The sequence below is a fragment of the Lysobacter sp. TAB13 genome (assembly GCF_052113885.1).
GTDB lineage: Bacteria > Pseudomonadota > Gammaproteobacteria > Xanthomonadales > Xanthomonadaceae > Lysobacter > Lysobacter gummosus.
Genome location: NZ_JBFRDR010000004.1, coordinates 207,727 through 233,420 on the forward strand (window position 1 = coordinate 207,727; position 25,694 = coordinate 233,420).

The window sequence follows — 25,694 nt, forward strand, 5'->3', positions numbered from 1 at the left end:
ACGATAGCTTAACGAACCTGTCGCGGCCAAGACGCTTGTGGCACAGATTCTGCTTATGACGTCGATTGCGATGCCGTCGTTCAGGGCGAGGACAACGCGCTTGCGCCGGCCAGACGGATGCGGAAACAGCCGCCGCCGCCGGGGACCGGCACGTAATCCAGCGCGGCCTGATTGGCCCGGCACAGCTCGCGCGCGATATACAGACCCAGGCCGGTGCCGTGGCTGGAGGTGGTGAAGAACGGGCGGAACAGGCGTTCGGCGACGGAGTCGGGAATGCCCGGGCCGCGATCGAGCACATCGATCGCCGGCAGGCCGACTTCGTCGAAGTACACGTGCACGGTCACGCGCGCCGGCTCGCCGGGGATGCGGCCGTAGGTCAGCGCGTTGTGCACCAGCACGGTCAGGGCCTGGTGCAGTTGGCGCGGATCGACCAGCGCCGAGGCCTGGCTGTGCGAGCCGGTCGAGCGCAGCGTGTCTTGTTCGATCGGGTGGCTGACGCGGTATTCGTCCACGAACTGGCGCACGAAGCCCATCAGTTCCACGTGCTCGGGCTTGGCCGGCTCGCGCCGAGCCATGCCGAGCACGTTCTCGACGATGCCGTTCATGCGCGAGCCCTGCTGGCGCACGATTTCCAGCAGGCGCCGGTCGGAGATGGCGATGTCGCGCGACTCTTCCAGCAACTGCACCGCGTAGTTGATCGCCGCGAGCGGATTGCGGATCTCGTGGGCGAGGCTGGCGGAAAAGCGGCCGAGCGCGGCCAGGGTGATCGATTCGGCGCGGCGCGAGACCAGCGAGGTGTCGTCGAGGAAGATCAGGGTCTGGTCGCTGCCGGCGAGCAGGCGGGTGAAGCGCGGCACCACTTCGGGCAGGTCCGGCGCGAGTTGCAGCGGGCTTTCGTCGGGGCGGCCTTCGACCCGCCAGCGGCTCAGGCGGCGCGCGAGCTCGGGCGAGGCGATGGCGAGGATGCGGTGGCCGTGGCGGGTGCCGTCGTACTCGCCGCTGTCGCCGAGCAGCAGCATCGCCGCCTCGTTGGCCAGGCGCAGGCGGCCTTCGCCATCGACCAGCAGCACGCCGGTGCGCATGCGGCGGATGATCAGTTCGTTGATTTCGGCGTAGTTGGCGGCCTCGGCGCCGCGGCGTTCGGCCAGCTCCTGGCTCTCGCGCATCTGCCGGCCGAGCATGTTGGTCAGCAGCGCGATCGACAGATAGCCCAGCGCGAACATGATCGGCTCGGCGATGGTGCGGCCGGTGCTTTCGTTGCCCAGCTCGGTCCACAGCCATTCGCCGATCAGCCCCAGGCAGGCCACGATGGCCGCGCCGATGCCGTAGCGCGCGCGCAGCAGCAAGGCCGCGGCGCCGACGTTGAACATCAGCATCAGCGCGATGCCGGTGCCGGCGCCGGGCAGGGCGTGGATGGCCAGGATGCCGAAGAACAGGTCGCAGGCGATGCCGGCCAGGACCTGGCTGCGCAGTTCGCCGCGGCGGCCGAACACGAACAATAAGGTGGCGATGAACAGATAAGACAGCGACAGCGAGCGCGCGAACAGGTCGTGGCGCGGCGCGGCGATCATGTTGTCGATCGGCCCGAACAGGAACAGCACCAGCAGCGCGGCTTCGAGCAGGCGGTAGAGGGTGAAGAAATACAGTTCGCGGCGCAGCGCGAGGTCCGCATCGGCTGGACTGACGGGAGCGAGACCTGGCGGCAAACGGGTTTCCATGCGCGGGCGGAGTATCGATCAGTATAGGGCGGCTGACCGCCGCGAACCGGTGTGACCGGTGCCCGGAGGCATGGGCGAGGCGCGTCGGCGCGGTTCCGGGCCGTCCCGAGGGGCCGGCGCGAGCTTGCCGGATCGGGCCTGAGGCCATCCGCGGCCTGTCGGCAGACGGTCGCCGCGGGCCGCGGCGGCGCGCCCGGACCCGGGCCGGAGGGGCCGGCGCTGGCATCGGTTGGTCACAAAGCCGGTCCAGGCTGGGTCCGGCGGCCGGGCCGGCTGCAATCGGGTTTTGCTCGGCCCGCCGCGATCGGCGACAATGCGGCCCCCTCGCGCGTCCGCCGGCCCTTGGCCGGGTACACGCGCGGGACGTCTTTCACTCCCCTCGGTGACGCATGAATTTCCACGAATATCAGGCAAAGCAGCTGTTTGCCGACTACGGCATCGCAGTGCCGGCCGGGCGCGTTGCGCGCACTCCCGATGAAGCGGTCGCGGCCGCCAAGGCCATTCCGGGCGATCTTTGGGTGGTCAAGGCCCAGATCCACGCCGGTGGCCGCGGCAAGGCCGGCGGCGTCAAGCTGGCGAAGAACTTCGACGAAGTGAAGCAGTACGCCAAGGCCATGCTCGGCACCAAGATGGAAACCTATCAGTCGGCCGGCGTGGCTCTGCCGATCGACTCGGTGCTGATCTCCGAAGGCACCGACATCGACAAGGAACTGTACTTGTCGATCCTGGTCGATCGCTCGACCCAGTCGGTCACCTTCATCGCTTCGGCCGAAGGCGGCGTGGACATCGAGAAGGTCGCCGAGGAAACTCCGGACGCGATCAAGACCGTGCACGTCAACTACGTGCAGGGCCTGCAGGCCTACCAGTGCCGCGAGCTCGCTTTCGACCTGGGCCTCAACGCCAAGCAGGCCGGCCAGCTGACCACGATCATGCTGGGCCTGTACAAGCTGTTCAACGAGAAGGACCTGGCGCTGGTCGAACTCAACCCGCTGGCGATCCTCACCAACGGCAACCTGGCCGTGCTCGACGGCAAGGTCAACAGCGACGACAACGCCACGTTCCGTCACAAGGACCTGGCCGCGATGCGCGACATCCGCCAGGAAGACGAGACCGAGGTGCTGGCCAGCCAGCACGACCTCAACTACGTCACCATGGACGGCAACATCGGCTGCATGGTCAACGGCGCCGGCCTGGCGATGGCGACCATGGACGTCATCCAGCTGGAAGGCGGCTCGCCGGCCAACTTCCTCGACGTCGGCGGCGGCGCCACCAAGGAGCGCGTGACCGAGGCGTTCAAGCTCATCCTGAGCTCGGACAAGGTCAAGGCGATCTTCGTCAACATCTTCGGCGGCATCGTCCGCTGCGACATGATCGCCGAGGGCATCATCGCCGCGGTCAAGGAAGTGGACGTCAAGGTGCCGGTGATCGTGCGCCTGGAAGGCACCAACGTGGAAGCCGGCAAGGAACTGCTGAAGAATTCGGGTCTGGCCATTACCCCGGCCGACAACATCAACGACGGCGCTAAGAAGGCGGTTGCTGCCGTCGCTGGCAAGTAAGGGGCTGATGACATGTCCGTTTTGATCAATAAGAACACCAAGGTGATCGTGCAGGGCTTCACCGGCTCGCAGGGCACCTTCCACGCCGAACAGATGCTCGAGTACGGCACCAAGGTCGTCGGCGGCGTGACCCCGGGCAAGGGCGGCACCCAGCACCTGGGCCTGCCGGTCTTCAACACCGTGCGCGACGCGGTCGATGAAACCGGCGCCGACGCGTCGGTGATCTACGTGCCGCCGCCGTTCGCGGCCGACGCGATCCTGGAAGCCGCCGCTGCCGGCATCAAGGTCATCGTGTGCATCACCGAAGGCATTCCGGTGCTGGACATGCTGCGCGTGAAGAACACCCTCAACGGTTACGACGATGTTGTCCTGGTCGGTCCGAACTGCCCCGGCGTCATCACCCCGGGCGAGTGCAAGATCGGCATCATGCCGGGCCACATCCATAAGCCGGGCAAGATCGGCATCGTCTCGCGTTCGGGCACGCTGACCTATGAAGCGGTCAAGCAGACCACCGACGTGGGCCTGGGCCAATCGACCTGCATCGGCATCGGCGGCGATCCGATCAACGGCACCAACTTCATCGACGCGCTGAAGTGGTTCCAGGACGACCCGCAGACCGAAGGCATCATCATGGTCGGCGAGATCGGCGGTTCGGCCGAGGAAGAAGCGGCCGAGTTCATCAGCCAGTACGTGACCAAGCCGGTGGTCGGCTTCATCGCCGGCGCCTCGGCGCCGAAGGGCAAGCGCATGGGCCACGCCGGCGCGATCGCCTCGGGCGGCTCGGGCACGGCCGAAGGCAAGTTCGCGGCGATGGAGAAGGCCGGCGTCACCACGGTGAAGTCGCCGGGCGATCTGGGCGCGGCGATCGCCAAGCGGTTGGCTAAGTAAGGCCTCCAACGGATCGATCCGCTGGATTGAGCTGACGAAGAAGCCGCCCTCGGGCGGCTTTTTCGTTGCCGCCGCCGCTGTGCGGCGGCATGCATTCATGTAGCACAGGCGTGCTACATTGCGCGGCAACGCACCGATAGCCGAGGACGCCATGTCCACCACCACCATCCGGCTGACCGAAGAACTCAAGGTCCGCATCGCCCGCGCCGCCGAGCGCGCCGGAACCACGCCGCACGGTTTCATACTCGAAGCCATCGCCGAGAAGACCGAAGCGCAGGAACGTCGCGACGAGATGCGCGATCTGGCCGAGCAGCGTTATGCGCAGATTCTCGCCAGCGGCCAGGTCATCGCCTGGCCCGACATGCGCAGCTATCTACAGGCCCGCGCCGCGGGACGGCCCGCGCCCGCGCCGAAGCCGGGAAAGCCGGGTCGTTGAGATGGCGAAGGTCGAGTTCGCCCCGGAAGTGCTCGAAGATATCGACCGGATCATCGAGCATCTGGCCGCGCACGAGGTCGCGCAGGCCGGGGCGCGCATCGAGGGCATCGTCAATGCCTTCGATGCGCTCGCCGACAATCCGTTGATCGGCCGGCCCGCGGTGTCGGACTTGCGCGAACTGATCATAGGTCGCGACACGCAGGGCTATGTGGCGCTGTACCGCTATGCCGAAGCGATCGATACGGTGTTCGTGCTGGCGATCCGCGCTCAGAAGGAAGCCGGCTATACACGGCTTTAGTCCATTCGGCTGCATTTTCGTATCGCCATCTGATTTCGAAACCGTTCGCTCCTAAACTTCGTTCGCGCCCCATCCTTTTCCGCGCCACTCAACGAGTAACCGCCGCATGTCCGCATCACTCCGCATCGCCCTGGCCCAATTCGACTTCCCCGTCGGTGCGGTCGAAAAAAACGCCGAGCGCATCGCGGCGATGATCGTGCAGGCGCGCGACGAGCACGGTGCCGACGTGGTGCTGTTCCCGGAGCTGGCGGTCAGCGGCTATCCGCCGGAAGACCTGCTGCTGCGGCCGAGCTTCCTCGCCGATTGTGAAGCCGCGTTGCTGCGCATCGCCGGCGCGGCGCGCGGCATCGTCGCGGTGGTCGGCTGGCCGCAGGCGGCCGGCGCGGTCGTCTACAACGCCGCCAGCGTGCTGCGCGATGGGCAGGTCGAAGCCACCTATCGCAAGCGCGAACTGCCCAACTATGCGGTGTTCGACGAGCGCCGCTACTTCGACGTCGATCCCGACGGCGAGGCCTGCGTGTTCGAGGTCCGGGGCCGCCAGTCGCAGGCCAGCGTGCAGGTCGGCGTGGTGATCTGCGAAGACCTGTGGTTCGCCGAGCCGCTGGCGGCGACGGCGAAGGCCGGCGCCAGTCTGGTGCTGGTCCCCAACGCCTCGCCGTTCGAGCGCGACAAGCACGCCCAGCGCGACGCCTTGCTGGAAACGCGCGTGCAGGAGACCGGCGTGGCGCTGGCCTATCTCAACGTGGTCGGCGGCCAGGACGCGCTGGTATTCGACGGCGCCTCGGTGCTGGCCGACGGCGACGGCACCGTGCATCCGGCCGCGACCGCGTTCGAAGATCATTGGCTCATCGCCGACTACTTTGATGAAACCCGCAGTTTCACCCCGGTGTCGTGGCCGAACGAAGCCGACGAAGGCCGGGATGCGCTGGCGTGGCGGGCCGTGGTGCGCGGCACCCGCGATTACTGCCGCAAGAACGGTTTCGAAAAAGTCTGGCTGGGGTTGTCGGGCGGCATCGACTCGTCCTTGGTCATGGCCATCGCGGTCGATGCGCTCGGCGCCGAGAACGTGATCGCGGTGCGCATGCCTTCGCGCTACACCGCCGACATGTCCAACGATCTGGCCGCCGAGCAATGCCAGACCCAGGGCGTGCGCCTGCTCGCGCTACCGATCGAAAAACCGTTCCAGGGTTATCTGGACACCTTGGCGGAAACCTTCGCCGGCAAGGCGGTGGACGTGACCGAGGAGAACCTGCAATCGCGCACCCGCGGCGCCTTGCTGATGGCGATGAGCAACAAATTCGGCGGCCTGCTGCTGACCACCGGCAACAAGAGCGAATACGCGGTCGGCTACGCCACCATCTACGGCGATATGTGCGGTGGTTACGCGCCGATCAAGGACTTGTACAAGACCGAAGTGTTCGCGCTCGCGCGCTGGCGCAACGCGATCGCCGGGGCGCCGATCATCCCGTGGGCGGTGATCGACCGTCCGCCCTCGGCCGAATTGCGCGAGAACCAGAAAGACCAGGATTCGCTGCCGCCCTACGACGTGCTCGACGCGATCTTGCTGCGTCATGTCGATCAGGAGCAGTCGCGCGACGAGATCGTCGCCGCCGGTTTCGAGCCGGCGACGGTGGACCGGGTGCTGCGTCTGGTGCGGATCAGCGAATGGAAGCGGCATCAGGCCGCGCCGGGGCCGAAGGTTTCGCACCGCGCATTCGGGCGTGAGCGGCGGTATCCGATCACTAACGGTTACTCGGCCTGAGGGGGGGGGCGTCGGGCGAATATCTGTCGCCTGGATGCCGCTATAGGCCCAAGCAACCCGCGCAACTTCCCGCACCCTACGTAACTGTTCCCCCCTCTGAAAAAGGGGGCTAGGGGGGATTTGCTTTTGCCGTCCAATCACCACGTACCCCGAGCAAAGCAAATCCCCCGCGCAGCGCAGGTCGATCCCGTCTTCATGCAAACGCCGGGCGCTGGCCCCCTTTTTCAAAGGGGGCGAATTGACGCGCCCGGTCGCTAGTGGGCTGGCGGCGAACATCGTTCGTTTCGCCCGTCACGCGCCAGCAACCCGCGCAACTTTCCGGCCCCACGCAACTGTTCCCCCTTTGAAAAAGGGGGCTAGGGGGATTTGCTCTTGCCGTCCAATCGCCACGTACCCCGAGCAAAGCAAATCCCCCGCGCAGCGCAGGGCGATCCCGCCTTCGTGCAAACGCCGGGCGCCGGCCCCCTTTTTCAAAGGGGGCGAATTGACGTGCTTGTTCGGGGAAGGGCGGGCGTTGGATCGTCGCTGCTAATTCCACGCCCCCTCCCCAAACAAAAACGCCGCCCGAAGGCGGCGTTTTCAATCCGGCGGGTCGAACCCAGGCGCTCAGTTCTTGCGCTTGGCTTCTTCCTTGTCGCGGTTATCCACTGCCGACTTCTCGCCCGCGAACGGGTTGAGCTTGCGCAGGTTGCTCGGGTAGTCCGGCCAGTCGCCCGACAGCGCCGGGTGGCCGGCGTCGTTCTGCTGCAGCACGCGCTTGGCGTCGGCGGCGAGCTTGTCGTTGCCCAGGCCCTCGTAGGACTTCACCAGCACCGCCACCGCGTCGTTCTGGTAACGGCTCTGCGGGTAGGTTTCCAGCAGGTACTTGGCGCGATCGGCCGCGGCCACGTAGGCGGTACGACGCAGGTAATACAGCGACACGTCCAGCTCATGGCGCGAGAAGGTGTCGCGCAACGCCATCATGCGCTTGCGCGAATCCTCGGCGTAACGGCTGTTCGGGTAGCGCTCGACCACGATCAGGAAGTCGTTGTAGGCCTGCATCGGCGTGGCCAAGTCGCGGCGGCTGACGTCCAGGCGCCAGACCTTCTGCAGGAACACCGTGTCGCGGCTGGAGTTGACCAGGCCGCGCAGGAAGTACAGATACGCGATGTTGCGATGGGTCGGGTAGGTGCGGATGAAGCGGTCGATGCTGCTGATCGCGTCGTCGTGCTTGCCCGACTTGTACTGGGCGTAGGCGGTCTCGATCAGCGCCTGCTCGGTGTAGGGACCGTACGGGTACTGGGCGACCAGGCGCTTGAAGCTGACCTCGGCCGAAGCCCAGTTACCGTTGGTCATCGACTTGTGGGCCTTCTCGTAGATGGCCTCGACCGGCTGGCCTTCATCCGCGTCCTTGTCCTTCTTGAACATCTTGCCGACGCTCTTGCAGCCGGTGGCGGCGACGGCGACAAGCAACAGCAGGCAAAACAGGCGAACAATGCGGGACGGGGCAGAACGTACAGTCATGGCAGGCATCGACGGGCGCCGGAGGCACGAAGAGCCGATAATAGCAGTCCGCGGGTCGAGCCCCTTAACCGATCCCGTACCTCCTCGCCGGCCGCCCCCGCGCCGACCGGCCCACCGCGGCTCCTGGCCGCGGCCCCTTTTTCATAGATTCCGTAGACCCGACCCGATGAGCGAACCCCGCCAGACCCTGACCGCGACCGTGCCCGACAGCGCGGCCGGCCGCCGCTTCGACGCCGTGCTCGCCGAGCTGTTCCCCGATTATTCGCGCTCGCGGCTCGCGGCCTGGATCAAAAGCGGCGATGCCCGCCTGAACGGCCAGGAGGTCCGCCCGCGCGACCCGGTCCGGGGCGGGGAGAGCGTCGAATTGAACGTGGTCCTGGACACCCAGACCTACGCCGAGGCCGAGGACATCGCCCTGAACATCCTCTACGAGGACGCCGAGGTCATCGTCATCGACAAGCCGGCCGGGCTGGTCGTGCACCCCGGCGCCGGCAACCCGGCCGGGACCCTGGTCAATGCGCTGCTGCACCACGACCCCTCGCTGGCCTCGCTGCCGCGCGCCGGCATCGTCCACCGCCTGGACAAGGACACCTCCGGCGTCATGGTCGTGGCCCGCACCCTGCCGGCGCACACCTCGCTGGTCGATCAGCTGTCCGAACGCGAAGTCCATCGCCAGTACCTGGCGGTGGTGGTCGGCGCGCTGGTCTCCGGCGGCACCGCCAACGCCCCGATCGACCGCCACCCGCGCGACCGCCTGCGCATGGGCGTGCGCGACGACGGCAAGGACGCGGTCACCCACTACCGCCTGCGCGAACGCTTCCGCGCCCACACCTTGCTGGAATGCAGGCTGGAAACCGGGCGCACCCATCAGATTCGCGTGCATATGCAGCACCTCAAGCACCCGATCATCGGCGACCCGCTGTACGGCGGCCCGCTCAAGCTGCCCAAGGGCGCGACCGACGGCCTGGTCGAGGCGCTGCGCGGGTTCAAGCGCCAGGCCCTGCACGCGGAAACCCTGGAGTTCGTGCATCCGGTCAGCGGCGAACCGGTGCGTTGCAGCGCCGCGGTGCCGGCCGACATGCTGCATCTGCTCGCCGAACTGCGCGCCGACACGCGCGCGGCGGTGGAAGCCGGCCGATGAGCGCGGCGGCCGGGCAGGCGCCGTGGCTGGCCGCGGACTGGCCGCTGCCGGCCCGCGTGCACGGCTTCACCACCGTGCGCGGCGGCCTGGGCGTATCGCAGCCGCCGTTCGACAGCTTCAACCTCGGCACGCGCTACGGCAACGATCGCGACGATCCGGCCGCGGTGATGCGCAATCGCGAATTGCTGGCGCAACGCGCGGGGTTGCCGTCGGCGCCGCGCTGGCTGCATCAGGTGCATGGCGCCGGCGTGCTGCGTTTCGACGACAGCGTCGCCGACCGCCAGCCGCAGCTGCACGAACCCGAAGCCGATGCATCGGCGACCTCGGTGCCCGGCGTCGTGCTCGCCATCCTTACCGCCGATTGCCTGCCGGTGCTGTTCGCGGACGAAGACGGCAGCGAGATCGGCGCCGCCCACGCCGGTTGGCGCGGTCTGGCCGACGGCGTGCTCGAAGCCACGGTCGCGGCGATGCGCACCTCGCCGCAGCGCCTGCACGCCTGGCTCGGGCCGGCGGCGGGGCCACTGCATTACGAGATCGGCGCCGAAGTACGCGATGCCTTCCTCGCCCGCGATCCGGGCGCCGATGCGGCCTTCGCCGCGACGCGGCCAGGGCATTGGTTGGTGGATTTGTACGCGTTGGCGCGATTGCGGCTGGCGCAGGCCGGGCTGCGCGCCGATCATATGCACGGCGGCGGCCTGTGCACGATCGCCGAACCCGACCGCTTTTATTCCCACCGCCGCGACCGCCGCACCGGGCGCATGGCGACGCTCATATGGATGGATTGATGCGCACCACGGCCCATCGGACGGTCCTGTCCCTGACGTTATCCCTCGCTGCACTAACTAGCGCCGACGCCGTCGCGGCGGACTGCGCTTCGCGCCTGCCCGAACTGCTGCAGGCGGCCTATCCCGGCGCACGCGAGGGCAGCGGCGACGAAGAAGGCCTGTTGCGCACTGCCGGCGCGCAGCCGCGCTGGATTCAAATCGACGAAGTGGCGTGCAAGGTATGGCCGGCGTCGCCGGACAAGACCTTGCTCGCGGTGCGCCTGCGCCATCAGGCCGCCAGCGGCCTCGAAGTGGAATCCGCCGACCTGGAAGTGTTGATCGCCGACTCGGCGCAGCCGCGCATCGCGCAGCGCTACCGCGAGGACGACGCGTTGCAGTCCGACGCGATCCGGATCGGTTCGATCGCGCTCGACACCGCGCGGTACCGCCTCAACGAGACCACCACCGCCTTCGGCGTGCGCATCGACTACAACGGTTCTTCGCGCGCCAATCCTTACGGCAGCACCCAGCTGAACCTGTACGTCGCCGACGGCGACTCGCTGCGGCCGGTGTTGCGCAAGCTGGAAGTGGCGCTGGATCGCGGCGAATGGGACACCAACTGCGCCGGCGAGTTCGAGACCGTCGAGCGCACCGTCGCCATCGACGCCAAGCGCGATCGCGGCTATGCCGGTTTGCGCGTCACCAGCGTCGAAGAAGCGCGGCGCAGCGTGGCCAAGGGCGAGGACTGCACCGAGCTGCCGGTATCCAATCGCCAGCGCGTCGCGCGTTTGGCCTTCGATGGCCGCGAATACAAGGTGCCGGCCGACCTGCGCGGCCTGTAAGTTTTGGAGCACGGATCATGAAGAACGCGCCGGAGCGGCTGAAAACGCGCGAAGGACTGTACCCGCGCGTGCTGGGCGTGCGTTTCGTATTGCTGCCGCGAACCCTGCGCCTGTTGCACGGGCGCGGCGGGCGCCAGCGCTATCGCGGCGAAGCCGAGGTCGAACGCGGCCCGGGCCTGTGCTCGCGCTTGTTCGCGCGTATCGCCGGATTGCCGAAGGCGCACGTGGGGCCGATCGAAGTGGAGATCGACGCCGGCCCGCGCGGCGAAACCTGGACGCGGCGTTTCGGCAAATCGGCGATGCGCTCGCGCCTGCTCGAACGCGATGGCCTGGTGTTCGAACGCCTGGGGCCGATGCGCTTCGCGTTCGCGCTCGAACTCAGCGGCGAGTTGCCGGAAGCGGCGGCCTCGGGCGTGCTGTCGTTGCAGACCGGCGCGGCGGTGACGGTGTCGTCCGCCCTGAACCACTCGCCGATGTCGGGCGGCATGGGCCCGTTGTCGATGAGCGAAGGCGCCGACGACGGCGCGAACGAGCCCGGCCTGACCTGGCGGCTGGTGCGCGTACGCGCGCTCGGCCTGCCCTTGCCGCTGGGCTGGTTCGGCGGCGTGCGTGCGCGCGAGTTCGAGCGCGACGGCCGTTACCGCTTCGACGTGCGCGCGGCGCTGCCGGGCATCGGGCTGCTGGTGCATTACCAGGGCTGGCTGGACGTCGAGGGCTGAGCGCTGCGGGGCGGACCCGCGTTCGGGCGCGGGTTTTGGGCCGCAGCGTTTCCGCCTCGCGGGTGCGCGGCGGGCGCGCGACGTTCTATGCTGCGTGGCGACGGTGTCGGGAACGGCGAAATCGGCAGATTTTCGGGGATTTCATCCGGGGCGCGGCGGCTTGGCGACTTGGGTGGCCACCGCGAATTCCACACGGTCGCGAATCTCGTTCGACTGACACCCGAATTCCCGTTCGTCCGGCACGTCCCCGCACAAGGATCGCGGGTTCCATCCGCAAGGAGGCGCCCTTCCCGCATTCCGAGTGCTGCCCATGAGTGTCGTGAGTTCGTTTCCCTCAGCGCCGTGTTCCGACTTCGCGGCCGCGCCGCTGTCGGTTCGTGTGTTTCTTCGTCAGGCTGAGCCGGCGGGCGGCGCTATGGACGGGGGACGCAGCTGGTGAACGTCGGGACCGCAACCAAACAGCGCTCGTGGTTCGTCGCCGGCGACCTCAACGGCTTCTTCGGCCTGGTCGTCGATAACCTGTCGATCCTGGGCTTCATCTCGGCCGCGCTGATCGGCATCTTCGGGTTTCCGGCCGAAGTCATCTACACCCGCATGTTCCCCGGCACCGCCTTCGGCGTGCTGGTGGGCAATCTGATCTACACCTGGATGGCGCGGCGCCTGGCCGCCAAGACCGGCCGCGACGATGTCACCGCGATGCCGCTGGGCCTGGACGCGCCGACCAGCATCGGCATGGCCTTGCTGGTGCTCGGCCCGGCCTTCGTCGGTTTCAAGCAGGCGGGCATGGACGAAACCGCCGCCGCCACCGCGACCTGGCAGCTCGGCATGGCCTCGCTGATCGTGATGGGTTTGCTCAAGTTCGTGCTGTCGTTCTTCGGCGACGCGGTGACGCGGCTGATTCCGCGCGCCGGCCTGCTGGGCTCGATCGCCGGCGTGGCGCTGGTGCTGATGGGCTTTCTGCCGCTGATCGAAACCCTGCGCTCGCCGATGGTCGGGTTCATGACGCTCGGGCTGTTGCTGTATGTGTTGATCGCCAAGGGGCGCTTGCCGATCAAATTACCCGGCGTATTCGTCGCCTTCGTGTTCGGCACCGTGTTGTTCTACGGCTTCGGCGCGCTGGGCCTTGGCGCGCCCGGCTTCACCTTCCCCACGCCGCAGCCGCTGAACTTCGTTCTGCCGCTGCCGACGCTGGGCTTCATCGACGGCCTGCCGTACACCGTGCCGTATCTGCCGCTGCTGCTGCCGTTCGGCCTGCTGATGGTGGTCGGCGGCATCAACGTCAGCGAGAGCGCGCGCGCGGCCGGCGACGATTACCGCACGCGCGATATCTTGCTGGCCGAGGCGTTTTCGACCTTGGTCGCCGGTCTGGTCGGTGGCGTTGCTCAGACCACGCCCTACATCGGCCAGCCCGCGTACAAGCACATGGGCGCGCGCAGTGGCTACACGCTGCTGACGGGTTTGTTCATCGGCCTGGGCGGCATGCTCGGCATCGTCTCGGGTCTGGTGCAGTGGCTGCCGTTGGCGGTGCTGGCGCCGATCATCGTCTACGTCGCGCTCGACATCACCACTCAGGCGTTCCAGGCCACGCCGGGCAAGCACGCCACCGCGATGGTGTTCGGCTTCCTGCCGTCGGTGGCGTACATGCTCGCGATCAAGACCGGCAACCCGGGCTGGATCGCGCCGGATCACCACGCCCAGCTGATGAGCGCGCTCGACGGCCACGGCCTGCCGGAACTGGCGGTGATCGTGACCCTGGGCAACGGTTTCATCATGACTTCGATGATCTGGACCTCGGCGGTGGCGGCGATGGTCGATGGCCGCCTGCGCCGCGCCGCGGCGTTCCTGCTCGCGGGCGCGGGATTGGCCTTGTTCGGCATCATCCACTCGGTCGATCCGCGCGGCGGCGTGTACCTGCCGTGGGCGCTGGAAGGGTTGTCGCGCACCATAGCCTGGCAGTTCATAGGCGCGTACATCGGCCTGGCCGTCTTGCTGGTTCTGCTGTCTTTCCAGCGCGACCCGGTGCCTTCGCCGCCGCAGGCTTGAGACTTCGCCGCCGCGGCCTCAAATCCTTCGTTCCCTTTTCGAACGGCCCCACGCCATGTCCTTGCAGAACGAACTCAACGCCGTGCCCGGCGTGACCGCGCAACCGGAAGCCGCCACGCGCGACTTCGTGTTCAACCACACCATGCTGCGGGTCAAGGATCCGAGTAAGTCGCTGGATTTCTACACCCGCGTGCTCGGCTTCACCCTGGTGCGCAAGCGCGATTTTCCCGAGGCCCAGTTCAGTCTGTACTTCCTGGTGTTGGTGAACGATCCCGCGCAGATTCCCGCGGAGGAACCGGCGCGCGGCGAATGGTTGTTGAGCCAGCGCGGGGTGCTGGAACTTACGCATAACCATGGCACTGAGGGCGATGCGGCGTTCGCGTATCACCATGGCAACAGCGAGCCGCGCGGCTTCGGGCATATCTGCGTGTCGGTGCCGGATGTGCAGGCGGCTTGCGCGCGTTTCGAGCAGTTGGGGGTTGAGTTTCAGAAGAAGCTCAGCGATGGGCGCATGAAGCACATCGCTTTCATCAAGGACCCGGATGGGTATTGGGTCGAGATTTTGCAGCCAACCGATCTGGCTTGATTCACCCTGCCAGCAGTTCCCCCTTTGAAAAAGAGGGGGATTCGCTTTTGCCTTTACGCTCAAAAGCAAATCCCCCGCGCTAACGAGTCGATCAGACCTCGAACCCACGCCGGGCGCTCGCCCCCTTTTTCAAAGTGGGCGCCAGTCAGCGCGCCCGGGTGCTCCAAGCCGCTGCGCCGCCGTTCCCCCCTTTGAAAAAGGGGGGCTAGGGGGGATTCGCTTTTGCTTCTTCGCTCAAAAGCAAATCCCCCGCGCTATCGAGTCGATCAGACCTCGAACCCACGCCGGGCGCTCGCCCCCTTTTTCAAAGTGGGCAATGGTTAGCGCGCCCGGGTGTTCCTCGCCGCTGCGCCAGCGTTCCCCCCTTTGAAAAAGGGGGGTAGGGGGATTCGCTTTTGCTTTTGCGCTCAAAAGCAAATCCCCCGCGCTATCGAGTCGATCAAACCTCAAACCCACGCCGGGCGCTCGCCCCCTTTTTCAAAGTGGGCGACGGTTAGCGCGCGCGGGTGCTCCAAGCCGCCGCGCCGCCGTTCCCCCCTTTGAAAAAGGGGGGCTAGGGGGGATTTGCTTTTGCCGTCGCTTCAAAAGCCACATAACCGCAACCCGCCCCCAATCCCCCGCGCTCGCTTGAAAGATAGCGCCCCGACCCGCATTAACAGGTCATTCGCGGCCCCCGCGCCACACTCGCGCCCGGCCGCCACACCTTTCGGAGAAACCTCCATGCGAATGGACAAGCTCACCTCGCGCTTCCAGCAGTCCCTGTCGGATGCGCAGTCGCTAGCGGTCGGGCGCGACCACAGCGTCATCGAACCGGCGCATCTGCTGACCGCGCTGCTGGACCAGAGCGGCGGCAGCACCAAGCCGCTGCTGGCGCAGGCCGGGGTCAACGTGCCGCTGCTGCGCGAGCGCCTGGGCGAAGCGCTGGAGAAGCTGCCCAAGGTCTCGGGGCAGGCCGGCAACGTCTCGGTCGGCAACGATCTGGCGCGGCTGCTCAACGTCACCGACAAGCTGGCCCAGCAACGCGGCGATGCCTTCATCGCCAGCGAGCTGTTCCTGCTCGCCGCGCTCGACGACGGCGGCGATGTCGGCCGCGCGCTCAAGGCCGCCGGCGCCACCAAGGCCAAGCTGGAACCGGCCATCGACAAGCTGCGCGGCGGCGAAAGCGTGCAGTCGGAAAACGCCGAGGAACAACGGCAGGCGCTGGAAAAATACTGCATCGACCTGACCGCGCGCGCCGAGTCGGGCAAGCTCGATCCGGTGGTCGGACGCGACGAGGAAATCCGTCGCACCATCCAGGTGCTGCAACGCCGCACCAAGAACAACCCGGTGCTGATCGGCGAACCCGGCGTGGGCAAGACCGCCATCGTCGAAGGCCTGGCCCAGCGCATCATCAATAACGAGGTGCCCGAAGGTCTGCGCGGCAAGCGCGTGCTCTCGCTCGACATGGGCGCGCTGATCGCCGGCGCCAAGTTCCGCGGCGAGTTCGAAGAGCGCCTGAAAGCGGTGCTGAGCGATCTGTCCAAGAACGAAGGCCAGGTGATCTTGTTCATCGACGAACTGCACACCATGGTCGGCGCGGGCAAGGCCGAAGGTTCCATGGACGCCGGCAACATGCTCAAGCCGGCGCTGGCGCGCGGCGAGCTGCATTGCATCGGCGCGACCACGCTGGACGAATACCGCAAGTACGTCGAGAAGGACGCCGCGCTGGAACGCCGCTTCCAGAAAGTGTTCGTCGGCGAACCTTCGGTCGAGGACACCATCGCGATCCTGCGCGGCCTGAAGGAGCGCTACGCGGTGCACCACGGCGTGGAGATCACCGATCCGGCGATCGTCGCCGCGGCCACTTTGTCGCATCGCTACATCGCCGACCGCCAGCTGCCCGACAAGGCCATCGACCTGATGGACGAAGCGGCCTCGCGCATCCGCATGGAGATCGATTCCAAGCCGGAAGAACTCGATCGCAAGGAGCGCCGGCTGATCCAGCTCAAGATCCAGCGCGAGGCGCTGAAGAAGGAGAAGGACGCCGAATCCAAGCAGCGCCTGGCCGACCTGGAAGCCGAGATCGGCACCCTGGAGCGTCAGTTCAACGACCTGGAAGAAATCTGGAAGGCGGAAAAAGCCACCTTGCAGGGCGCGACCAAGATCAAGGAGCAGATCGAGCAGGCCAAGCTCGAACTCGAAGCGGCGCAGCGCACGCAGGACTTCGGCCGCATGAGCGAAATCCAGTACGGCCGTCTGCCGGAACTGGAAAAGCAGCTCAAGGCCGCGCAGGAAGTCGAGACCAAGGGCTTCACGCTGCTGCAGGACAAGGTCACCGCGGAGGAAATCGCGGAAGTGGTCGCGCGCTGGACCGGTATCCCTGTGTCGAAGATGCTCGAAGGCGAGCGCGACAAGCTGCTGAAGATGGAGCAGGCGCTGCACGCGCGCGTGGTCGGTCAGGACGAAGCGGTGCGGGTGGTGTCCGACGCGGTGCGCCGTTCGCGCGCGGGCCTGTCCGATCCCAATCGCCCCAGCGGTTCGTTCCTGTTCCTGGGCCCGACCGGCGTGGGCAAGACCGAACTGTGCAAGGCGCTGGCCGAATTCCTGTTCGATTCGCCCGACGCGATGATCCGCATCGACATGAGCGAGTTCATGGAGAAGCACGCGGTCAGCCGCCTGGTCGGCGCGCCTCCTGGCTATGTCGGTTACGAAGAAGGCGGCTATCTGACCGAGGCCGTGCGCCGCCGTCCGTACAGCGTGATCTTGCTCGATGAAGTCGAGAAGGCGCATCCGGACGTGTTCAACATCCTGCTGCAAGTGCTCGACGACGGCCGCCTGACCGACGGCCAGGGCCGTACGGTGGATTTCCGCAACACCGTGATCGTGATGACCTCGAACCTGGGCTCGCAGATGATCCAGGAACTCAACAACGACGACACGCCGGAAAGCTACACCCAGATGAAGGCGGCGGTGATGGGCGTGGTGCAGGCGCACTTCCGTCCGGAATTCATCAATCGCCTGGACGATATCGTCGTGTTCCATCCGCTCGACAAGAGCCAGATCCGCGAGATCGCCAAGATCCAGCTGCACGGCCTGGAAAAGCGCCTGGGCGAACGCGGCCTGAAGCTCGCGCTGTCGGATGCGGCGCTGACCCTGATCGGCAACGTCGGTTTCGACCCGGTTTACGGTGCGCGTCCGCTCAAGCGCGCGGTGCAGCAGCAGTTGGAGAATCCGCTCGCGCAGAAGATTCTCGGCGGCGAGTTCGTCAGCGGCGACACCATCGGCGTCGAGGCCGAGGCGGGGCATCTGGTGTTCCGCAAGAGTTGATCGGCCTGCGATCGGCGAAGACCAGAACGGCCCGCATATGCGGGCCGTTCTGGTTTCAGGCATCGCGGCGTGGCGTTACTGTCCGACCGCCACCGCCTTGCGCGGCACGATCCCCAGGGCCTTCTCGATCTGCGCCGGATCAAAGCGCTTGCCGCCCTTGAACACCGCTTCGACCTTGCGGATGTCTTCCATGTTCTTGATCGGGTCGCCGTCGATCAGTACCAGGTCGGCGAACTTGCCCGGCGCGATCACGCCGCGATCCTTATCCACACCCAGCACCTGCGACGGCGTCAAGGTCGCCAGCCGCAGCACCTCGGCGTTGGGAATGCCGGCGCGCGAATACGACACCAGTTCCGAATGCAGCATGTAGCCGGCCAGCGCGTCGGTGCCGGGCATGATGGTCACGCCGGCGTCGTACAGCGCCTTGAGCAGGCGCATCATCGCCGGGAACGATTTCGCGTAGGCCTCTTCCTCGCCCTTCGGCGCTTTCAGCGCGCCCCAGCTCAGATTGCGCTGCGCCTGCGGCGGCAAACGCGAGGCCACGGTCTTCAGGCCCGGCGGCGTCTTGTCCTGCGGATTGCCGGCGAACAAGTCCTCTTCGATGCCCATGGTCGGGTCGATCACGGTGTGGTGGCGCTTGAGGAACTCGATGAACTCGCGCACTTCCGGCTTGTCCGGCGGGAACTCGAACGCGTGCGCGCCGACTTCGGTCAGCCGCGCCATGGTGTGGGTGTCCTGCACGCGCGGGTACATGAAGTTGAGTTCGACGAACAGCATGTGCTGCAACTCGTCGGCGCCGCCTTCGATGAACTGCTTGGCCGACATGAACGCCGGCACGTGGCCGCTGTAGCGCAGGCCGCGGGCGTGGGCGCGGTCGGCGATCACCGGCACCAGCTCGGGTTTTAGCGATGAGTAACTCTTGATCTGCATGTAGCCGTGGTCGGCGTACCAGTCCACCGCCTTGATCGCTTCTTCCGGCGTGGCGACCAGCATCTTGGTCGGCCCCGCATACGGGCCGGGGCCGTCGATGAAACCGGCGGCGAGCACGCGCGGGCCGATCTCGGTGCCGGCGTCGAAGCGCTTGATCTTGTCCAGGAACGCGTCGGTGTTGTTGGCCAGATCGCGGCTGCTGGTGATGCCGTTGGCGATGTCCATGGCGCCGTCGGAATCGGAGTAGTGCTTGTGCACGTCCCACAGGCCCGGCATCAGGAAACGGTTGCCGGCGTCGAAGATTTCCGCGTTCGCGGGCGCTTTCATCGCCGCGTCCGGGGCGACGCGGATGACGCGTTCGCCTTCGACCAGCACGCTGGTGTTGGGCGTCACCGTGAGGTCGCGCGGATCGTACAGGCGCGCGTTGCGGATCAGCAGCGGGCCCTTGGGCGCGTGGGTGAGTTCGCGCGCCATGCGCAGCGACCACTGCGCGCCGGCGTTGTCCTGCAATTCGATCAGCTTGGGTAGCGAATCGGCCAACTCCGGTGCGATCACCGACACCCAGCCGGAGGAGAAGATCACCGCCGCGGTATCGCCGTTCGCGTCCAGCCACACCGAATCGGGCGTGTAGTTCATGCCGGCGATGCGGTACAGCGACAAGCGCTGCGGCCCGTTCTTGCTTGCGATGTCGAACGTGCCGGCTTCTTCCAGCCGCGCTTCGCCGGCCGGCAACAGCGCCAGCTTGCGGCCCGGCGCCTTGAGCAGAGCGCGCGCCAGCACGGCCTGCATTTCCGGCGTCGCGTTGAGCGGCAGGAAGAACGCCGGCGCGCTCAGGGTTTTCTCGCCGTGTTCGCTGTCGTTCTTCCAACTGGCCTTGCCGCTTTGCACGCTGAAATGCTCGCTTATGGGGACTTTCAGGTAGTTGTTGCCTTCGGCGTCGTACTGGGTCGGGATGCCGGCGGCGTCCAGGGTCCAGCGGCTCTTGATGTGATCGCCGCGGCCGCGGTCCTGGTATTGGAATTCGGCCTGGGCGCTGCCGTCGGCGGCGGTGTCCACGCTCTGCTGGCCGGCGGGCTTGCCTTGCATCAACACGGTCTGCTCGCGCTTGCCGGGCGCGGCGAGGGCGTCGGATACGGCCAGGGCGAGCATCATCGGGACGAGCGACAGCAACAGCGGAGCGGTCATGCGCATGGCGTGGGCCTCGGCTTTGCGTAAGGGCGATGTGCGGAGCCTCGCACTTGCTCAGGTCCGGCGATGGCCGGTGCGTGCGGTGGCAGGCTTGGTATATAGCCGATCCGGGCCATCCGGGTATGTGCCGGAAGGATGGAAAATCGCCCGGAAAAACGACGGCCCGGAAATCCGGGCCGTCGGGTCGCGTGTGTCGCCTGAGTCCTAACTCACCACTTGTAGCCGACCTTCAGGTAAGCGAAGGCGCCGTTGAAGCCGAACGGCGAGGCGGTGTTGTACGGCAGGTAGTTGCGAGTGCCCAGGACCAGCTTCTGCTCGTCGGGATATTCGTTGAGCACGTTGTCGCCGCCCAAGGTGAAGTCCCAGTTGTTCAAGCGATAGGTCGCGGCCAGATCCAGCGTCCACTTCGCGCCGTAGGTCTGGTCTTGCAGCGGATCGGTCGCGTGCAGTTCGGTGAACTCGCCGTAGCGCGTGGCGGTGGCGTTGAAGCTCCAGTTGCCGGTCTTCCAGTCGCCGGCGAGGAAGAACTTGTCCTTCGGCGCGCCCTTGGTGATGCGGCCGATCTCGGTGCGGCCGATGCGTACCGCGTTCGGATCGATCGCCGCCAGGCGCGCCGGGTTGGGCGCGATCTTCTCGATCTCGGTCTTGGAGTAGTTGTAGCCCAAGGTCAGGTTGAGCTTGCCCGACGCCCAATCCCAGGCCTGGGTCGCGACGATGTCCACGCCCTGCGTCTTGGTGTCGACCGCGTTGGTGAAGTAACGCCCGCCGCCGATGCCCGGATAACCGTTGGCCTGCAGATAATTGCGCACCGCGGCGCTGGTCAGGTTTTCCGACAGCAGAATGCGATCGTCCACGGTGATGTGGTACGCGTCGATGGTGATGTACAAGCCATCCGACGGCTGCAGCACCAGGCCCAGGCTGTAGTTGGTCGATTCCTCGGCCTTCAGCGGCTCGGAACCCAATGCGACCGCGGCCGGGTTATCGACGCGGAAGGTGCCGATTTCATACGGAACGCCGCTGATGAAATTGGTCGCGATCGACTGGAAAAACTGCTGCTGCAGCGACGGCGCGCGGAAGCCGGTGGAGGCAGTGGCGCGCAGCGCGACCTTGTCGGTGAAAGCGTAGCGCGCCGACAGCTTGCCCGAAGTGGTGTCGCCGAAATCGCTGTAGCTCTCGTAGCGCGCGGCGAGGCCGGCGGAGAATTTGTCGGTCAGGTCGGCCTCGACATCGGCATAGAGCGAGTAGCTGTGGCGGTCGAACTGGCCGGCGTCGCTGGCGCGGAAGCCGGAGAACACCTGCGCGCCGGGAATGATCTGGCCGTTGGACGCGGGCACGCCGCCGTTGGCGTAGGACAGCGGTTCGCCGGCGCGCTGGCTGAATTCCTCGCCGCGCCATTCCGCACCCCAGGCGAAGGTCACCGGGTACTGCCAGCCGAAATCCACCGGGCGGGTGAAGTCCAGGTTCAACACGTGCTGGGTCACTTCCAGCGCGCCGGCGTAGAACTGCGTCGGCGAAGTCGGGCCCAGGCTGCGGTTGAGGGTGTGCTCGATGTCGAAGGTCAGGCCGTTGTGGCCGTAGTTGTAGCTGAAATCGATCTGGGTGCCGCCCGCGGTCTCGGTGCGCAGGCCGACCACCGCGGCGCGGTCCTTGCTGATGTTGTGGATCTGCGGCAGGAAACCGTTCGGATAGATCGACGGGATGTTGCGCGCGTCGCCGGCGAAGCGGAAATAGCCGTTGGAAAGCACATCGCGCTTGCTGTAGCTGCCGAATGAATAGAAGGTCAGGTAATCGGTCGCTTTGTATTCGCCGTTGTACGACACCGCGCCGCTGTCGATCTCGGGATCGCCGTAGCGCTGTTCCACCACGCCCTGGAACGGACGCGCGCGGTTGGTCTGGTCCTGATGTCCGCCCTGCGCGGCCAGATGCACCTTGCCGTTTTCGCCGAGCTTGAGGCCGACATCGCCCGACAGCTGGTACTGCTCGCCGTCGCCGGCGCTGTACTGGCCGTAGCGCGCGGCGATGCTGCCGCCCGAATCGCTGCCCTTGAGCACGATGTTGACCACGCCGGCGATGGCGTCGGAGCCGTACTGCGCCGAGGCGCCGTCGCGCAGCACTTCCACGCGCTCGATGGAGGCGATCGGAATGGCGTTGAGGTCCACCGGCGAAGAGCCGCGGCCCTGGCTGCCGTTGAGGTTGATCAGCGCGGTGGTGTGACGGCGCTTGCCGTTGACCAGCACCAGCACCTGATCGGGCGCGAGCCCGCGCAACTGCGCCGGGCGCACCGCGTCGGTGCCGTCGGTGATGGCCGGGCGCGGGAAGTTCAGCGAGGGCAGGGCGCGCGCCAGCGCGGTGGCCAGTTCGACCGTGCCGCTGGCTTCGAGGGTTTCCGGCGTGATGATGTCGATCGGCGCGGTCGATTCGGCGACGGTGCGGTCGGACACGCGGGTGCCGGTCACGATGACCTGGTCCAGGGTCTTGGGATCGCCTTGCGGGGCCGCGTCTTGAGCGAAGGCGGCGGGCGCGGCGAATGCGATCAGCAGGCCCAGGGCCAGTGGGTGAAGGGGGCCGGTGAGCTTGCGACTGGCGTGCATGAAGACTCCTGATGGGGATGACATCGATGGCAATCGGGTTTAACACGCTTATAACAAGTGGGTCAATAAAGCGGCCAAGCTGTGCCTAACGCAAGTAGCCAAAAAGTGGTACGCGCCCCAGTTTTGGCGCCGGGGCGCTCCGAAGCGCGGCCAATCCCGAATCCCGGCCCCAAAAAAAACGCCGGGTCGCAACAATAGCGATCCCGGCGTCCGGAAGAGGGTGCGGCGACATGCGCCGCGGGGCGGCTCAGGCGATCAACGCGCCCCCATCGACGTCGATCACCGTGCCGGTGACGTAGGCGTTGTCGATCGCGAACAGATAGGCCGAGGCGATTTCGTCCGTGCGGCCGATCCGGCCGACCGGCAGCTTCTCGCCGGCCCGGGCCAGCGCCGACATGCGCGCGAACGGTTCCATGCCCTGGTAGCCGTCGCTGTCGGTCAGGCCCGGGCTGACGGCGTTGACGCGCAGCGGCGCCAGTTCGCGCGCCAGCACTTTGACGCTGGCTTCCAGCGCGGCGTTGATCACGGTGCGGGCGAGCGCGCCGGGCGTGGCCTTGCGCGCGACGATGCCGCTGGTCAGGGTCACGCTGCCGTGGCCGCTGAGATAGGGCAGGGCCAGCTGCACGGCCTGGATCGAGCCCCACAGCTTGCGTTCGAACGCCTGCCGCGCCTGATCCAGGTCCAGCTCGGCCAAGTGCCCGACCGGTGCCGGCGCGCTGGCGGCGATGATCAGGTGGTCGATCCGGCCGGCGCGCTCGAACAGGCGGCGCAGGCTGTCGGTGTCGTCCAACTGCGCCCGATGGGTGTCGATGCTGGACTTGGCCAGCGGACGCAGGGTGTCGGCGGTGGCGTCCAACTGCTGCAGATCGGCGCAGGCCAGGGTCAGCTGGCCGCGGCGGCGCGACAAACGCGCCGACAGGGCGCGGCCGATACCCGACTGCGCGCCGAGGATCAGGCTGCGGACGCTCGGGGCGGGGCTCAGGCGCAAGTCGGTGGCATTCATCGGCGGGATCGGGTCGCGGCGGGTGAGTGCATGGTCCACGGACCGCGCCCGCGAATGAATCAGACGCGTCTGAAATGTGCCTGGGGGGCCGGGCATGTGCCCCATCGAGGCCCATACCCTGGCGCCGCCACCGGGCGGCACTGTTAAGATGCCCGCGCTCAAGGTGATCGCCGACACAGTCGGGCGATTGAAACGGGAATCCGGTGGCGCGCGGCTCATGCCGAACGCTCAAGCCGGAGCTGCCCCCGCAACGGTAGGCGAGTCAACGCAACGCTCTTGGCCACTGTGCTGATGCACGGGAAGGCGCGTTGCGGGAACCGCGATCGGGTGTTCGCACCGATCGCTTCCGCTCGCGAGCCCGGAGACCGGCCCGGAGCGCGAACCGACAGGCGGAGGGCCGTGTCTCGGGAATCCTGCGCTCGCGCCTGCCTCCCTTGCCGCTCTTCGTGTGTCCCGACCTAGTCTGGACCGCGCGGGTGAGGCGCGGCCGTGGAGACCTGCCAGTGATTGCGTCTGTAGTTGCCGTTGCATTTTCGCCGCGCCCCGCGCGGCTTGTCCTGAACACCGCCTTGTGCGCCGCCCTGGCCGGCGCCGCTTTCGGCGCCAGCGCCGATACCGCGGTGGATATCGACCAGGTCGTGGTCACCGCCAGCCGCACCGCCCAGACCCAGGACGCGACCCTGGCCGCGGTGACGGTGATCGATCGCGCCGACATCGAGCGCCTGCAGCCGGCCTCGCTGCCGGACCTGCTGCGCGGCACGCCGGGCGCATCGCTGGCCAACCACGGCGGCGCGGGCAAATCCACCTCGCTGTTCCTGCGCGGCACCGAATCCGATCACGTGCTGGTGCTGATCGACGGCATCAAGCTCGGCTCGGCCACCAGCGGCGGCGCCTCGCTGCAGGACATTCCGGTGGAGCAGATCGAACGCGTGGAAATCGTGCGCGGGCCGTTCTCCAGCCTGTACGGCTCCGAAGCCATCGGCGGCGTGATCCAGATCTTCACCCGCCGCCCGCAGGGCGCGTTCGCGCCGAACTTCAGCCTGTCGCTGGGCAGCAACCAGACCCATCGCGGCTCCGCCGGCGTCGCCGGCAAGGGCGAGCGCGGCTGGTATTCGATCAACGCCGCGCACGAAGACACCGACGGCATCAACGCCTGCCGCGGCAAGCCCTCGCCGGGCGGCGCGGGCTGCTTCACCAACTCGCCCGACCGCGACGGCTACCGCAACAGCTCGCTGACCGTGCAGGGCGGCTACCGCTTCAACGAACAATGGGACGCCGAGGCGCGCGTGCTGCGCGCGCAAGCCAACAACCTCTACGACGGCAGCCAGAACAATCAGGCCGACACCGTGCAGCAAGTGGCCGGCGCCAAGCTGCGCTACAAGCCCAACGACCGCGTCAGCGTGAGCCTCAACGCCGGGCGCAGCGCCGATCTGAGCGACAACTACAAGAACGGCAAGTATTCGAGCACCTTCGATACACGGCGTCAGCTCGGTTCGGTGCAGGGCGATTTCAGGCTCGGCCAGAATCTGCTGACCGCCGGCTTCGATTGGCAGCGCGACGAGATCGAAAGCAATACCCGCTATGCGCGCGACCATCGCATCCTGCGCGGCGCCTTCGGCCAATGGCAGCGCGACTTCGGCGCGCATGCGCTGCAGGCCAGCCTGCGCCGCGACGACGACAGCCAGTTCGGCGGGGAAACCACCGGCAGCGTGCTGTGGGGCTGGGATTTCACCGAATCGCTGCGCCTGACCGCCAGCTACGGCACCGCGTTCAAGGCGCCGACCTTCAACGAGCTGTACTTCCCCGGTTACGGCAATCCGGAGCTCTCGCCGGAAACCTCGCGCAGCTTCGAACTCGGGCTGCGCGGTACATTCGGTGGGGAACGCCGGCAGATGTGGTCGCTCAACGCCTACCAGACCCGGATCGACGATCTGATCGCCTACGACGCTTCGCGCGGCGCGCCCGGCAACGTCGATCGCGCCCGCATCCGCGGCCTGGAAGCGGTGCTCGACACCCGCCTGGCCGACTGGGACCTGCGCGCCAGCGCGACCTGGCTGGACCCGCGCAACGACAGCCGCAGCAGCTACAACGACAACTACCTGCCGCGCCGCGCCCGCCGCAGCGCGCGCATCGACCTGGACCGCCGCTTCGAGCTGGGCGCCGCCCGCGCCGTGTCGTTCGGCGCCAGCGTCTACGCCGCCGGCCAGCGCTACGACGATCTGGCCAACGCCCGCAGCCTGGGCGGCTATGCTCTGACCGACCTGCGCCTGGGCTACGCCTTCGACGCGGCCTGGAGCTTGCAGTTATCGGCCAATAACCTGTTCGACCGGCATTACGAAACCGCGGCCTTCTACAATCAGCCCGGCCGCAACTATCTGCTGACGCTGCGTTACCGTCCTCTTCGCTGATGTCACCGCGCC

Annotated in this window: 18 protein-coding genes and 1 riboswitch; of the genes, 13 read left to right on the forward strand and 5 right to left on the reverse strand. The window is 67.0% G+C overall.

Annotated elements, in window-relative coordinates; genetic code table 11:
• Window positions 1-80: 80 nt before the first annotated feature.
• Window positions 81-1,706: a sensor histidine kinase gene (locus AB4Y92_RS07035; protein ID WP_441818969.1), complete on the reverse strand. Its 1,626-nt coding sequence runs from the start codon at window positions 1,704-1,706 to the stop codon at window positions 81-83.
• A 401-nt stretch (window positions 1,707-2,107) separates the two neighbouring features.
• On the opposite strand from AB4Y92_RS07035, the gene sucC reads away from it, so the two are divergent.
• The 5 genes from sucC to AB4Y92_RS07060 all read left to right on the forward strand — a co-directional run bounded on the left by sucC (window position 2,108) and on the right by AB4Y92_RS07060 (window position 6,658).
• The gene (gene sucC / locus AB4Y92_RS07040) at window positions 2,108-3,274 is read left to right on the forward strand and encodes an ADP-forming succinate--CoA ligase subunit beta (protein WP_441328797.1); all 1,167 of its coding nucleotides are present in this window, start codon (window positions 2,108-2,110) and stop codon (window positions 3,272-3,274) included.
• 12 nt (window positions 3,275-3,286) lie between these two features.
• On the forward strand, window positions 3,287-4,162 hold the full coding sequence (gene sucD, locus AB4Y92_RS07045) for a succinate--CoA ligase subunit alpha (RefSeq protein WP_215059721.1): 876 nt from the start codon (window positions 3,287-3,289) through the stop codon (window positions 4,160-4,162).
• A gap of 151 nt (window positions 4,163-4,313) precedes the next feature.
• Window positions 4,314-4,598 (forward strand): CopG family ribbon-helix-helix protein, encoded by a 285-nt coding sequence (locus AB4Y92_RS07050; protein ID WP_441818970.1) that lies wholly within the window; start codon window positions 4,314-4,316, stop codon window positions 4,596-4,598.
• 1 nt (window position 4,599) lies between these two features.
• Window positions 4,600-4,896, forward strand: a complete 297-nt coding sequence (locus AB4Y92_RS07055) for a type II toxin-antitoxin system RelE/ParE family toxin (RefSeq protein ID WP_441818971.1) — start codon at window positions 4,600-4,602, stop codon at window positions 4,894-4,896.
• 106 nt (window positions 4,897-5,002) lie between these two features.
• Entirely contained in the window at window positions 5,003-6,658 is a 1,656-nt protein-coding gene (locus AB4Y92_RS07060; RefSeq protein ID WP_441818972.1) for an NAD+ synthase, read from the forward strand.
• 606 nt (window positions 6,659-7,264) lie between these two features.
• On the opposite strand, the gene AB4Y92_RS07065 is transcribed toward AB4Y92_RS07060, so the two are convergent.
• Complete coding sequence (locus tag AB4Y92_RS07065) at window positions 7,265-8,161, reverse strand: outer membrane protein assembly factor BamD (protein ID WP_215059714.1); 897 nt, start codon at window positions 8,159-8,161, stop codon at window positions 7,265-7,267.
• A 166-nt stretch (window positions 8,162-8,327) separates the two neighbouring features.
• Between AB4Y92_RS07065 and rluD the strand changes: the two genes are divergently transcribed.
• The 7 genes from rluD (at window position 8,328) to clpB (ending at window position 17,562) form a co-directional block, all read left to right on the forward strand.
• Window positions 8,328-9,302, forward strand: a complete 975-nt coding sequence (rluD, locus tag AB4Y92_RS07070; RefSeq protein WP_441818973.1) for a 23S rRNA pseudouridine(1911/1915/1917) synthase RluD — start codon at window positions 8,328-8,330, stop codon at window positions 9,300-9,302.
• Complete coding sequence (pgeF, locus tag AB4Y92_RS07075; protein ID WP_441818974.1) at window positions 9,299-10,087, forward strand: peptidoglycan editing factor PgeF; 789 nt, start codon at window positions 9,299-9,301, stop codon at window positions 10,085-10,087. Before rluD ends, pgeF begins: the two co-directional genes overlap by 4 nt.
• Window positions 10,087-10,908: a hypothetical protein gene (locus AB4Y92_RS07080; protein ID WP_441818975.1), complete on the forward strand. Its 822-nt coding sequence runs from the start codon at window positions 10,087-10,089 to the stop codon at window positions 10,906-10,908. Before pgeF ends, AB4Y92_RS07080 begins: the two co-directional genes overlap by 1 nt.
• Window positions 10,909-10,925: 17 nt before the next feature.
• Window positions 10,926-11,627, forward strand: a complete 702-nt coding sequence (locus AB4Y92_RS07085) for a DUF4166 domain-containing protein (protein WP_441818976.1) — start codon at window positions 10,926-10,928, stop codon at window positions 11,625-11,627.
• A gap of 435 nt (window positions 11,628-12,062) precedes the next feature.
• Window positions 12,063-13,670 (forward strand): hypothetical protein, encoded by a 1,608-nt coding sequence (locus tag AB4Y92_RS07090; RefSeq protein ID WP_441818977.1) that lies wholly within the window; start codon window positions 12,063-12,065, stop codon window positions 13,668-13,670.
• Window positions 13,671-13,725: 55 nt separating this feature from the next.
• Window positions 13,726-14,256, forward strand: a complete 531-nt coding sequence (gene gloA / locus AB4Y92_RS07095) for a lactoylglutathione lyase (protein ID WP_441818978.1) — start codon at window positions 13,726-13,728, stop codon at window positions 14,254-14,256.
• Window positions 14,257-14,976: 720 nt separating this feature from the next.
• On the forward strand, window positions 14,977-17,562 hold the full coding sequence (clpB, locus tag AB4Y92_RS07100) for an ATP-dependent chaperone ClpB (protein ID WP_441818979.1): 2,586 nt from the start codon (window positions 14,977-14,979) through the stop codon (window positions 17,560-17,562).
• Window positions 17,563-17,637: 75 nt separating this feature from the next.
• Here the strand turns inward: clpB and AB4Y92_RS07105 are convergent, their stop codons facing one another.
• From AB4Y92_RS07105 to AB4Y92_RS07115, 3 genes are all read right to left on the reverse strand, one after another.
• The gene (locus AB4Y92_RS07105; protein WP_441818980.1) at window positions 17,638-19,683 is read right to left on the reverse strand and encodes an amidohydrolase family protein; all 2,046 of its coding nucleotides are present in this window, start codon (window positions 19,681-19,683) and stop codon (window positions 17,638-17,640) included.
• Window positions 19,684-19,889: 206 nt separating this feature from the next.
• Window positions 19,890-22,271, reverse strand: a complete 2,382-nt coding sequence (locus AB4Y92_RS07110) for a TonB-dependent receptor plug domain-containing protein (RefSeq protein WP_441818981.1) — start codon at window positions 22,269-22,271, stop codon at window positions 19,890-19,892.
• Window positions 22,272-22,518: 247 nt separating this feature from the next.
• Window positions 22,519-23,274: an SDR family oxidoreductase gene (locus AB4Y92_RS07115; protein WP_441818982.1), complete on the reverse strand. Its 756-nt coding sequence runs from the start codon at window positions 23,272-23,274 to the stop codon at window positions 22,519-22,521.
• 144 nt (window positions 23,275-23,418) lie between these two features.
• A riboswitch (cobalamin riboswitch) is annotated at window positions 23,419-23,662 on the forward strand.
• Between the two features lie 109 nt (window positions 23,663-23,771).
• Between AB4Y92_RS07115 and btuB the strand changes: the two genes are divergently transcribed.
• Window positions 23,772-25,682, forward strand: coding sequence for a TonB-dependent vitamin B12 receptor (gene btuB / locus AB4Y92_RS07120; protein ID WP_441819061.1), 1,911 nt, complete (start codon window positions 23,772-23,774; stop codon window positions 25,680-25,682).
• Window positions 25,683-25,694 lie beyond the last annotated feature (12 nt).